This is a genomic window from Rathayibacter rhapontici (assembly GCF_001995175.1).
Lineage (GTDB): Bacteria > Actinomycetota > Actinomycetes > Actinomycetales > Microbacteriaceae > Rathayibacter.
In genome coordinates, this window is the sequence record NZ_MUKN01000083.1 from 1 (window position 1) to 11,807 (window position 11,807).

An 11,807-nucleotide genomic window follows, 5' to 3' on the forward strand; every position below is an offset into this window, starting at 1 on the left:
AGGCGGCGGGCTGGGCCGCCGGTGCGCGGGTGGTGCGGGCGCTGCGGATCGCGGCGGGCACTCCGCGCCGCGCGTTCGCCGCGGTGCTCCCGCGGTCGGCGCTCGGCGTGTTCTCCCGCGTCGGACGTCCGAGCTCCGACCTATGATCGACGTGATCCCGGACCCCCTCGACGCCTCCCTCGCGCCGGTGATCGGCCCTCGCACGGCCACCGCGGTCGAGAAGGCGTTCGGCTACCGCACCGTCGGCGAGCTGCTCGGGCACTACCCGCGCCGCTACGCGCAGCGCGGCGAGCTCACGGACTCTCGCGACTCCCGGTCGGCGAGAGCGTGACGATCGTGGCGGAGGTGCGCGAGGTCCGCGAGCGCCCGATGCGCAACCGCCGCGGCTCGCTCCTCGAGGTCGTGATCTCGGACGGCACGGGCGCCCTGTCGCTGACCTTCTTCGGACAGCCGTGGCGGGCGGCGAAGCTCCGCCGCGGCGTGCGCGGGATCTTCGCGGGGACGGTCTCGATGTTCCGCGAGACGGTGCAGCTCACCCATCCCGACTACCGGCTCTTCGAGGACGAGGAGGCCGCGACGGCCGAGGCCGACAAGGGGTCGGCCCTGGCCAAGGACTGGGCCGAGCGCCCGATCCCGATCTACCCGGCCACGAGTGCGATCTCGAGCTGGCAGCTGCAGGCCGCGATCGGCGTGATCCTCGATGGTCTGCGCGACGTGCCCGATCCGATGCCGGAGTCGGTGCGCGCGGGTCGCTCGCTGATGCCCTTGGGGGAGGCGCTCGAGCTGATCCACCGCCCCGCGCGCGAGGGCGAGGAGTCGCGGGCGCGCGAGACGCTGCGGTTCCACGAGGCGTTCCTCCTGCAGCTCGCGCTCCTCGAGCGCCGGGCCGCCGCGCGGGCTACCCCCGCGACCCCGCGCGTGCCCGAGCCGGGAGGCTGGCTCGAGCGCTTCGACGCGGCTCTGCCGTTCTCGCTCACGGGCGACCAGCGCTCCGTCGGCGCCGAGATCGCCGCCGATCTCGCGGGTGAGAGCCCGATGTCGCGACTGGTGCAGGGCGAGGTGGGCTCGGGGAAGACCCTCGTGGCGCTGCGCGCGATGCTGGCGGCGGCCGAGAGCGGCGGACAGGCCGCCCTGCTCGCCCCCACCGAGGTTCTCGCGGGGCAGCACCTGCGCTCGATCGTGCGGACGCTCGGGCCCGAGCTCTCCACCGCGCTCGTCCCGACCCTCCTGACGGGCGGGCTCGGAGCGGCGGAGCGGCGCGCGGCGCTCCTGCGGATCGTCTCGGGCACCGCGAAGATCGTCGTCGGCACGCACGCGCTGCTGGGCGACAAGGTCTCGTTCTACGATCTGGCGCTGGTCGTGATCGACGAGCAGCACCGCTTCGGAGTGGATCAGCGCGACGCTCTGCGGCGCAAGGGAGCGCAGCCGCCTCACGTGCTCGTGCTCACCGCCACGCCCATCCCGCGCACCGTGGCCATGACCGTGTTCGGCGATCTCGACACGTCGACGATCCGCGAGCTGCCGGCGGGGCGCCCGGGCATCACGAGCCACGTCGTCCCGCTCACCGACAAGCCCGGCCTCATCGCCCGGGCGTGGGAGCGCGCCGAGGAGGAGATCCGCCAGGGCCACCAGGTGTACCTCGTCTGCCCGGCCATCGAGCCCGGCGAGGTCGCGGAGGGAGCCGCTGCCACGGCTCCCGAGGAGGCGGCCGCTCCGCTCTCGACGGTCGCCCAGACGCTCGAGGGCGTGCGCTCGCACGCGCTGCTCAAGCACCGCCGCTCGGCCGCCCTGCACGGGCGGATGAGCACGGAGGAGAAGGACGCGGTGATGCGCTCGTTCGCCGCGGGCGAGATCGACGTGCTCGTCTCGACGACCGTGATCGAGGTGGGCGTCGACGTGCCCAACGCGTCGATGATGATCGTGCTGGACGCCGAGCGCTTCGGCGTCTCGCAGCTGCACCAGCTGCGCGGGCGGATCGGGCGCGGCGGCGTGCCCGGCGTGTGCCTCTTCGTCACGGCGGCGGAGGCGGGCACCGTCGCCCGCGAGCGCGTGGAGGCCGTCGCCGCGACGCTCGACGGCTTCGAGCTCGCCGAGGTGGACCTCGAGCTGCGCCGGGAGGGCGACGTGCTGGGCGACTCGCAGTCCGGCGGCCGCTCCTCCCTCCGTCTGCTGCGCGTCGTGCAGGACGCCCACCTGATCGTCGAGGCCCGCGCCCTCGCCGAGCGGCTGCTCGAGGAGGACCCCTCGCTCTCGGCCCACGACCGGCTCCGCGCCGCGCTCGAGCGCCGCGTGCAGGACCGCGACCGCGAGTTCCTCGCCAAGAGCTGACCCCGGACGGGTGGCGCCCGCTCACGGGAGGGCGCCGGAGTCGGCCGGTACGCTGTCGGCATGGCCCGCATCGCCGTCGTCCCCGGTTCGTTCGACCCCGTCACCCTCGGCCACCTCGACGTCATCGAGCGCGCCGCGCGACTGGTCGACGAGCTGCACGTGGTCGTCGTCCACAACCCGTCGAAGACCGCGCTGCTGCCCATCGCCCAGCGCGTCGCCCTGATCGAGCAGTCGATCCGGGAGGCGGGGATCGAGGGCTCGATCGTCGTCGCGTCCTGGAGCATGGGCCTGCTGGTCGACTACTGCGTCGACGTCGGCGCCAGCATCCTCGTGAAGGGCATCCGGTCGCAGGTCGACGTCGCCTACGAGACGCCGATGGCGATCGTGAACCGCAACCTCGCGCACGTCGAGACCGTCTTCCTCCTGCCCGATCCGGCGCACGCCCACGTCTCCTCCTCCCTCGTCCGGCAGGTGTCCTCGCTCGGCGGCGACGTGTCGCCGTACGTGCCGCCGGCCGTCGCGGCGTACCTCACGGCCTGAGCGCCGCGTCGGGCGACCGCCCCGGGGCGGGGGAGAATGGACCGATGAGTGCGACACGCGTCCAGGCCTGGGCCCTCGACGGGATCCCCGAGGTCTCGCCCGGCGACGACCTGCTCGAGCTGATCCTCGCGGCCGTCGCCGGTGCCGCCGAGGAGGACCGCCCGCGAGGCGGCGACGTGCTCGTCGTCACGAGCAAGATCGTCTCGAAGGCGGAGGGGCGCGTGGTCGCGGCCGAGGACCGCGAGGAGGCGATCACCGCCGAGACCGTGCGCGTCGTCGCCACCCGCGCCCACGCTCACGGCGTCACTCGCATCGTCGAGAACCGGCTGGGCATCGTGCAGGCCGCCGCCGGCGTCGACGCCAGCAACGTCGCCGAGGGCACCGTGCTGCTGCTCCCCGTGGATCCCGACGCCTCGCGCGCGCCCTGTGCTCGGGTCTGCGCGAGCGCCTGGGCGTCGAGGTCGGCGTCGTCGTGAGCGACACCCTCGGCCGCGCGTGGCGGGTCGGGCAGACCGACGCCGCGATCGGCGCGGCCGGCCTGCACGTGATCGACGACCTGCGCGGTGCCGTCGACGCCCTCGGGCGCACGCTCGGAGTCACGATGCCCGCCGTGGCCGACGAGATCGCGGCCCTCGGCGATCTCGTGAAGGGCAAGTCGAGCGGGCGCCCGGTGGCGGTCGTGCGGGGGCTCGGGCGGTACGTGACCGGGCTGGACGCTCCGGGCGCGCGGAGCCTCACCCGCACCGGTCCCGAGGACATGTTCCGCCTCGGCGCGGACGAGGCGTACGCCGAGGGCCGAGCGGCCGCGCGCGCCGAGCTCGGGGCGGCTCCGGAGTGACCGGCCGCTGGAGCGCCGTCGTGGTCTTCAAGGGCCGCGGCTCGTCCAAGACCCGCCTCGAGCTCGACGGGAGGGCGGCGCTCGCGGAGGCGTTCCTGCTCGACACCCTCGCCGCCGTCGCCGTCGCGGACCGCATCGCGGCGGTCGTGCTCGTCACCTCGGACGAGACCGCCGCCTCCCGAGCCCGAGACGAGAACCCGGGGCTGGTCGTCGTGCCCGATCCCGGCGCGCTCAACCCGGCGGTGACGGCCGGGATCGAGGCGGCTCTGCTGCTGGACCAGACGGCGCGCGTCGTCGCCCTGACCGGCGACCTGCCGGCGCTGCGTCCCGCGGACCTCGACGGCGTGCTCGCCGCGGCCGCGCCGCTGCCGGCCGTCGTCGCGACCGGGCCGGAACGGGCACCACGGCGCTCCTCGTCGAGGCGGCGCAGCGCGTCGAGCCGGCGTTCGGCCCGGGATCCCTCGCCCGCCACCGGGCGGCGGGCTGCCGGGTCCTCGACGTGCCCCGCGAGTCCACGCTGCGACTCGACGTCGACACGGTCGAGGACCTGCGGGACGCGGAGTCGTCCGGAGTCGGCTCCCGGACCGCGCTCGTGCTCGCTGCGGCTGCTTGAGCTCAGTCGGCGAGCAGGCCCTGCTCGAACGCGTCCGTGAGCGCACGGTCGAGGCGGAGTCCCACTCCGTCGACCGAGCGGATCGGGACGGCGCGCCGGGTGCTCGAGACGAGCCACGCCGAGTCGGCGCCGCCCAGGGCCGCGGCGGGGAGCTCCCTGCGCGCGGTCTCGAGCCCCCGACCTGCGCCGATCGCGAGGATCCGCGCGACGGTCGTGCCGTCGAGGATGCCGGAGCCCGCGGAGGGCGTCAGCAGCGCGCCCTCGGCGAGCAGCACCAGGCTCGACGTCGCCCCCTCCAGGAGCAGCCCGTCGCTCGTGCGCCAGACCACGTCGTCGGCGCCGCGACGGCGGGCCTCACGCAGGGCGGCGCGGGTGACCGCGCCCGAGGTCGACTTGACGCCGCCCAGGAGCCAGGGAGCCGTCTCCTGCGCGCCGCTCGCGTAGCCGCGGTCGAGGACGACGACCGCGACCCCGTCGCGCCGCAGTGCGCGCGCGTCGGCGGTGGGCTCGGCGCGCACCGTGCAGCGGGCGGCGGAGGCGCGGTGGCTCGCGACGAGGCGCACCGACAGGTCGTCCACGGCGTCGTGCTCGGCGATCGCCAGCGCGACCGCCGCCTCCCACGCCGCGCGGGGAGGGAGGGCCAGGTCCACCGCGGCGGCGGAGGCCTCCAGGCGGCTCAGGTGCTCGTCGAGACCGTGCGGGCGACCCCGGACGACCGCGAGGGTCTCGAAGACGCCGTCGCCGCGGAGGTAGCCGGGCTCGTCGACCGCGACGAGCCCGATCGAGGGATCGCGCAGGACGGCGGTGCCGGAGTCGTCGATCTCGACGAGGACGGGGGAGGTCATTCCCCCATCCTGGCCCGCGCGGCCGGTCAGCGCCCGGCGAGTCCCGCGCGGACGTCCTCGGGGGAGGAGAGCTCGCGGCGGAGCTCCTCGGGACGCACTCCCGCGCTGACGAGCACGTCCGCCGCGGCGAGCGAGGAGACGTCCAGCGCGGTGAGGGCGCCGATCTCCTCGACCGGCACCTGGAAGGTCCTGAACGCCGCGAGGCCGGGGGCCGCGGTCTCGCGGACCGTCTCGACGAGCTCCGACTGGTCGAGCAGGTAGGCGCTCGCCGCGAGGCCCTCGCCGTCCGGGCTCCAGGCGGCGATCTTCCAGAACCGCCGGGGGATGCCGACTCCGCGGTACACCGTGTCGCCGTCGGCGAGCACGGGGCCCGTGAAGACGCTCAGGCGCGAGCGCGAGGTCTGCGCGTACGCGAGCACGAAGTCCTCGAGCCCCAGCCACAGCTCCTTCGACTGGTTGAAACCGCTGGCCTGCGGGGCCGCGTTCGTGTAGCAGAAGCTGTCGTAGTTGGCCGCGCGGGCTTCGGCCGGCGCGCCCCACACGGGGTCGCGGCGACGGACGAGGTGCCCGCGGTCGAGGTCGTTGCGGGCGTAGACCTCGGGACCCGTCTGCTCCGACTCGGGCACCCGGTCGTCCAGGTGCCAGTCGTCCCCGCGTCCGAGGTCGAGCAGCGCCGCCCCGTCGATGTTCACCGCGGTCGAGAGGGCGAGGCGCCGCTCCGGATCCAGCAGGACCTCGAAGTGCGTGTACGCCAGGACGCGGACCGCGCGGTCGGCCGCCGGTGCCGGTGCCGTGAGCGGCGCGCCGAGGAACGCGGGGTCGAAGCCGGTGCTCATTCGTCGATCTCCGGGGTCGAGGTGGCCGTCGGGACCGCGGTCGCCGTGGCGGTGGGCTCCGGAACCGGCGTCTCCGTGGCCGCCGGAGCGGTCTCGGTGGCCGTCGGCGTCGGCTCCTGGGTCTCGGGCGCCGGAGCGGGCACCTGGGACCCGTTGCTGATCAGCAGCGTGATGCTCGAGTAGCGCGCGATGGCGGTGCCCGAGGCGGGGTCCGTGCCGGCGACCGTGCCGGCCGGAGCGGCGGAGTCGACGGTGCCGCCCTCCTCCACGTCGAAGCCGAGGTCCTCGAGGACCTCCGTCGCGGAGTCGACCGATCGGCCGGTCACGTTCGGGATGGTCACCTGGCGCCCGTTCAGCAGCGCCGAGCTCGGGTCGGCGAAGTCCTCGCCGCCGTACTTCTCGTCGGCCCGAGTCATCACCGCGTTCCAGATGTAGTGGCGGAGGTTCGAGGCGTAGGCGCGGTTCCCGGTCTCGGTGCTGCGCACCCGCACCTCGCGCATGGAGGCGTCCCCGGTGATGTTGCCGACCCAGACCACGGTGGCGACCTCCGTCGAGGCGCCGTCCATCCAGGTGTGTATCGCGTCGTCCGTCGTGCCGGTCTTGCCGATGTGCTCGATGCCGTCGCCGGGATCGGACGCGGCGGCGGTGCCACCGGTCACCACGTCCTGCAGCGCGTCGTTCGCCACGGCGGTCAGCTCGGGGGAGAGGGCCTGGGTGCAGGTCGAGACGGGCGGCGGCACGGGGGTGCCGACCGAGTCGGTGATCGAATCGATCGCGATCGCCGTGCAGGCGGCTCCGTTGTTCGCGAAGCCGGCGAACGCGGTGACCATCGACAGCGGCGAGATCTCGTTGCCGGATCCGAGCACCGCCGACGGCTGGTAGCTGAGGGGAGCGCCCGACGCGGTCTTCACGCCGAAGGCGCGGCCTGGTCGCGGATCGCGCAGAGGTCGAGCTGCTGGGCCATCGCCACGTAGATCGTGTTGATGGAGCGGATGGTGCCCTGCAGGACGCTGAAGGTGCCGCTCTCGCCGTCGTCGTTGCTCACCTCGGGGTAGCTGAGGCCGTCGCCCCCGTCGGGGTCGCAGCTCGCGGTGAAGCCCGAGAAGCCCCGCTCGCGGCCGTTCAGCGTCTCGTAGATGGTGTGGCCGTTGGCGAGCCACTGCGCGAGCGTGAAGACCTTGTACGTCGAGCCGACGGGGAACCCGTTCGAGCCGCCGTAGGCGTTGTCGGTGTTGAAGTTGATGGCCGAGAAGTTCTCGCCGTTCACGGATCCGGCGGCGTCGTAGTCCTTGTTCTGCACCATCGCGAGGATGCGGCCCGTGCCGACCTCCATCGAGACCGTCGAGCTGCCGATGTTCACCTCGTCGATCGGCGTCTTCGGCACCCACTCGTTCATCGCACTCGTCGCGGTGTCCTGCAGATCGCGGTCGAGGGTCGTGTAGATCTTGTAGCCGCCGCGCTGGAAGTTCGCGAAGCGCGTGGCCTCGTCGGCTCCGAACGCGGGGTCGTTCTGGATGACCCGGGTGACGTAGTCGCAGAAGAACGCGGCGGTGCCGGCCGTCTGGCAGCCCGTCGGCGTCTCCTTGATCGCGGGCACGACCTCCTCCGCGAGTGCGGCGTCGTGGTCGGCCTGCGTGATCGTGCCCTCCTCGAGCATCCGGCCGAGCACGTAGTCGCGGCGGACCTTGTTGGCGGGGATGTTCTCGGCGACGTCGATGCGCAGCCCATTGGGGTTGTTCACCGTGGCGATCAGGCTGGCGGCCTGCGCGAGCGTGAGGTCGGCGGCGTTGGTCGAGAAGTAGTACTCGGCGGCCGCCTGGATGCCGTACACCTGTCCGCCGAAGCCGGCGATGTTGAGGTAGCCCAGCAGAATGTCGTCCTTGCTGTACTTCTTCTCGAGGTCGACGGCGAGCTTCATCTCCTTGAGCTTGCGCGCCGGAGTGGTCGCCGTGGCCTCGTCGTACGCGGCCTGCGAGGCCGCCTCGTCGACGTCGCTGAGCGCCTCCGCCTGCTGCACGAGCACGTTCTTGACGTACTGCTGGGTGATCGAGGAGCCGCCCTGCAGGTCGCCGCCGATCACGTTGCTCACCACGGCGCGGATCGTGCCCTGCAGATCGACGCCCCCGTGCTCGTAGAAGCGGGGGTCCTCGGTCGAGATCGCAGCGTCCTTCACCGCCTGGCTGACCTGGTCGAAGGTCACCTCCTCGCGGTTCTGCGCGTAGAAGGAGGCGAGGAGCCCGTCAGTGCCGTCGGCGTTCTTCGCGTAGATCTCGGTCTTCTGGGCCAGCTGCCCCAGCTCGAGGTACTCGGGCACCGTCTCGAACAGGCCGATCGGGTTGTTCGAGGCGAGACCGGTGACGGCGAGAGCGGGGGTGACGCCGACCGTGATCAGCAGGCCCCCGGCGACACTCGCCCCGACGATCCCGAGGACGCGGGCGAGCACGCCGCCGCGGGCGGTTCCTTGCGCAGACATGGCTACGAGAGTAGGCGACCCGGCTGAGGACCGCTCGCCGGAGCGCCCGGGAGTAGCGTGAGCGGATGAGCCGGAACCGCACGTGAGCACCGACGCCCCCGCCTCCACCGAGGGGGAGCGCCGTCGCCGGGCGGTCCTCGTCGTCGCGATCCTCGCCTCCTTCGTCGCCTTCCTCGACGGCACCGTGGTCAACGTCGCCCTGCCGGCGATCACCGACGAGCTGGGCGGCGGGCTGGCCGTCCAGCAGTGGGTGGTCGACGGCTACCTCATCACCCTCGGCGCGCTGATCCTGGTCGCGGGGTCGCTCGCCGACCGCATCGGCCGGGCCCGCAGCATGATGATCGGCCTGGTCGGCTTCGGAGTCACGTCGCTGCTCTGCGCCGTCGCCCCGAGTGCGGAGGTGCTGATCGTCGCCCGGATGCTCCAGGGCGCGGCGGGGGCGATCCTCGTGCCGAGCTCGCTGGCCCTGATCATCGCCACGGTGCGCGGCGCTGCGCAGGCCAAGACGATCGGCGCGTGGACCGCGTGGACGGGAACCGCGACGATCGCGGGCCCGGTGCTCGGCGGACTGCTCGTGGACGCGGGGTCGTGGCGCTACGTCTTCGCGCTCAACGTGCTCCCGATCCTCGTGACGATCGTGCTCCTGCGGCGCCTCGGGCACGTCGACACCGGCAGCAGGGTGCCGATCGACGGGGTCGGCGCGGTCCTCGGTGTCGTCGGGCTCGGCGGTCCGGTCTTCGCGCTGATCGAGCAGGAGCGCCTCGGCCCCGCGCATCCGCTCGTGCTCGGAGCGCTCGTCGTCGGGCTCGCGGCGCTGGCGGCGTTCGTCGTCTGGGAGCGGCGGGCACCGCATCCGATGCTGCCGCTCTCGCTCTTCGCCTCGCGCAACTTCACGGTCGGGAACATCGCGACCGCGTTCGTCTACGGCGCGCTCTCGTTCGGCTTCTTCGCCCTCGGGCTGTTCCTGCAGCAGAGCCTGGGCTTCTCGGCCACGCTCGCCGGTCTGGCGACGCTGCCGCCGACGATCCTGCTGCTGCTCTTCTCGCAGGTCTCCGGGTCGCTCTCGGCCCGCTTCGGGCCCCGGCTGTTCATGGGGCTCGGGCCGCTGGTCGCCGGCGGCGGGTTCCTCCTGATGGTGGGCGTCCGCGAGCCGGCGGACTACCTCACCCAGCTGCTGCCGGGGATCCTGCTGTTCGGCCTGGGGCTCGCGGTCACGGTCGCCCCGCTCACCTCGACGATCCTCGGCGCGGTGGCGAGCGAGCACAGCGGAGTCGGCTCCGCCGTGAACAACGCGGTCTCGCGGATCGCGGGGCTGGTCGCGATCGCGGCGACCACCCTCGTGGTCGGCGACACCCTCGACGACGGCGGCTTCTCCCGCGCGCCCTGGCGACGGCGGTCCTGCTGATCCTCGGCGGACTGGTCTCGCTGCTCGGGATCAGGAACCCGGCGCGCGAGGCCGGATCCGCCACGCCCGGGCCGTCGGGAAATTAGTTGTAGCTACATGGAATAGTCGGATCGTCGATACGCTTGCATGTATCGGACGGGGAGCAGCTCTCCGCATCGACCACATCCTCGAGGAGTAATCATGACCGACACGCTTTCCATCCCCGGTTACAAGGCCGGCTCTTGGGTCATCGACCCCACGCACAGCGAGGTCGCCTTCAGCGTCCGCCACCTCATGATCAGCAAGGTCAAGGGCAAGTTCGAGCGCTTCACCGCGACGTTCACCACCGGTGAGAACCCGCTCGACTCGACCGTCGAGGCCACCGCCGAGGTCGCCTCCATCAACACCAACGAGCCCAACCGCGACGGACACCTCCGCACCGGCGACTTCTTCGAGGCCGAGACGCACCCCGAGATCCACTTCGCCTCGACCGGCGTGCGCGCGAACGGCGACGACTTCCTCGTCGACGGGAACCTCACCATCAAGGGCGTCACCAAGCCCGTCACCTTCGAGGTCGAGTTCGGCGGCTTCGGCACCGACCCCTACGGCAACTACAAGGCCGGTCTGACCGCGAAGACCACCATCGACCGCACCGACTTCGGCCTCACCTACAACGCCGCGCTCGAGACCGGCGGCGTCCTCATCGGCGAGAAGGTCACCATCACCCTCGACCTTCAGGCCGCACACCAGGCGTAGTCCGCCCCATCCGCTCCGACGCCGTCCGCTCCCTCGGGAGTCGGACGGCGTCGTCGTTCCCGGGGGTCCGCGACGCCGCGCGACCGCTCGATCAGAGCAGTCCGAGCTCCGTCAGCTGCTCGGCGATCCCGGCGCCGTCGGGCGCGTAGACCCAGGGGGTGCCGCTGGTCTGGGAGCGGTCGGCCGCCTTCGAGCGTCCACCCGCGAGCACGGCCTCACCGGTCGACAGCTGCCGGATCGCGATCGCCGCGACCTTGTCCGGGTGCTCGCTCGCGAAGTCCGAGTAGATCTCCTCGTCGTGCTGGCCGTCGTCGCCGACGAGCAGCCACTGCACGTCGGGGAACTCGGCGGCCAGGCGGCGGAGGTTCTGCTCCTTGTGCTGCTTGCCGCTGCGGAACCAACGGTCGTGCGTCGGGCCCCAGTCGGTGAGCAGCAGTGCGCCGGCGGGGTAGAGGTGGCGCGAGAGGAAGCGGGTCAGCGCCGGAGCGACGTTCCACGCCCCCGTGGAGAGGTAGATGACGGGCGAGCCGTCGTTCTGCCGCGAGAAGCGGTCGAGGAAGACCGCCATGCCCGGCGTGGGCATCCGCGCGTGCTCGTTCAGCACGAAGGTGTTCCACGCGGCGATGAACGGGCGAGGGAGCGCGGTGACCATGACCGTGTCGTCGATGTCCGAGACGACGCCGATGCGCGCCTCGGGCCGCACGATGAACACCGGGGCCTCGACGGGCTTCGCGTCGGCCGTGGTGAAGGTGATCGTGTGCCAGCCGGGCTCGAGCGTGATCGGGATGTCGGAGTCGACGACCCCGCCGCGGTCGGCCACGATGTCGTGCCGCTGCCCGTCGACCTCGACGGACACGACGGCTCCGCTCACGAAGACGCTCGTGAAGCTCCGCCAGCCGCGCACGCCCTCGACGGGCCGCACCTCCTCGGATCCGGGAGGGGTGGGCCGCGTGTAGAGGACGCGGGCGAGCACGCGGAGCTGGCCGGTCGAGCCGTAGCCGGTGTAGGGGATCACGCGGGCGACGTAGCCCCGGCGCTTCACCCGGCGCATCCGGAAGCGGTGGATCGAGTCCTCGAGGCGTGCGGCGCGGTGCATGACCTCGGCCGCCCCGGCGCTCATGGGCTTGCTTGCGGGCGTCAGCGGCATCCGCCCAGTCTGTCAGACGGTGCCCCCCGCCGCCGAGTGCTCCCGGC

General features: G+C 72.9%; 9 protein-coding genes and 2 pseudogenes. 6 read left to right on the forward strand and 5 right to left on the reverse strand.

Annotation, left to right across the window (positions count from 1 at the left end):
- The first annotated feature begins 142 nt into the window (after positions 1–142).
- The 4 genes and pseudogenes from B0T42_RS17695 to B0T42_RS17710 all read left to right on the forward strand — a co-directional run bounded on the left by B0T42_RS17695 (position 143) and on the right by B0T42_RS17710 (position 4,359).
- Positions 143–2,328: pseudogene (locus B0T42_RS17695) on the forward strand (ATP-dependent DNA helicase RecG).
- A 60-nt stretch (positions 2,329–2,388) separates the two neighbouring features.
- On the forward strand, positions 2,389–2,868 hold the full coding sequence (gene coaD / locus B0T42_RS17700; protein WP_077224322.1) for a pantetheine-phosphate adenylyltransferase: 480 nt from the start codon (positions 2,389–2,391) through the stop codon (positions 2,866–2,868).
- A 44-nt stretch (positions 2,869–2,912) separates the two neighbouring features.
- Positions 2,913–3,706, forward strand: a pseudogene (cofE, locus tag B0T42_RS17705) (coenzyme F420-0:L-glutamate ligase).
- Positions 3,703–4,359 (forward strand): NTP transferase domain-containing protein, encoded by a 657-nt coding sequence (locus B0T42_RS17710; RefSeq protein WP_077224323.1) that lies wholly within the window; start codon positions 3,703–3,705, stop codon positions 4,357–4,359. The pseudogene cofE and the gene B0T42_RS17710 overlap by 4 nt, the downstream one beginning before the upstream one ends.
- Here B0T42_RS17710 and B0T42_RS17715 read toward each other — a convergent pair.
- From B0T42_RS17715 to B0T42_RS17735, 4 genes are read right to left on the reverse strand one after another with little or no spacing between them, the layout of a single operon-like run.
- Entirely contained in the window at positions 4,322–5,164 is an 843-nt protein-coding gene (locus tag B0T42_RS17715; RefSeq protein WP_077224324.1) for an aminotransferase class IV, read from the reverse strand. The two genes, B0T42_RS17710 and B0T42_RS17715, sit on opposite strands and share 38 nt — an antisense overlap.
- A gap of 26 nt (positions 5,165–5,190) precedes the next feature.
- Positions 5,191–6,000 (reverse strand): DNA/RNA non-specific endonuclease, encoded by an 810-nt coding sequence (locus B0T42_RS17720; RefSeq protein ID WP_077224325.1) that lies wholly within the window; start codon positions 5,998–6,000, stop codon positions 5,191–5,193.
- Positions 5,997–6,911, reverse strand: coding sequence for a PASTA domain-containing protein (locus tag B0T42_RS19020; protein ID WP_083741872.1), 915 nt, complete (start codon positions 6,909–6,911; stop codon positions 5,997–5,999). Before B0T42_RS19020 ends, B0T42_RS17720 begins: the two co-directional genes overlap by 4 nt.
- Positions 6,908–8,473 (reverse strand): transglycosylase domain-containing protein, encoded by a 1,566-nt coding sequence (locus B0T42_RS17735; RefSeq protein WP_077224326.1) that lies wholly within the window; start codon positions 8,471–8,473, stop codon positions 6,908–6,910. Before B0T42_RS17735 ends, B0T42_RS19020 begins: the two co-directional genes overlap by 4 nt.
- 82 nt (positions 8,474–8,555) lie before the next feature.
- Here B0T42_RS17735 and B0T42_RS17740 point away from each other — a divergent pair, with 82 nt between their 5' ends.
- Together B0T42_RS17740 and B0T42_RS17745 are read left to right on the forward strand one after the other, a co-directional pair.
- The gene (locus tag B0T42_RS17740) at positions 8,556–9,878 is read left to right on the forward strand and encodes an MFS transporter (protein ID WP_342418280.1); all 1,323 of its coding nucleotides are present in this window, start codon (positions 8,556–8,558) and stop codon (positions 9,876–9,878) included.
- Between the two features lie 180 nt (positions 9,879–10,058).
- The gene (locus B0T42_RS17745) at positions 10,059–10,613 is read left to right on the forward strand and encodes a YceI family protein (protein ID WP_077224327.1); all 555 of its coding nucleotides are present in this window, start codon (positions 10,059–10,061) and stop codon (positions 10,611–10,613) included.
- A gap of 91 nt (positions 10,614–10,704) precedes the next feature.
- Here the strand turns inward: B0T42_RS17745 and B0T42_RS17750 are convergent, their stop codons facing one another.
- The gene (locus B0T42_RS17750; RefSeq protein WP_077224328.1) at positions 10,705–11,760 is read right to left on the reverse strand and encodes an App1 family protein; all 1,056 of its coding nucleotides are present in this window, start codon (positions 11,758–11,760) and stop codon (positions 10,705–10,707) included.
- Between the last annotated feature and the right edge of the window lie 47 nt (positions 11,761–11,807).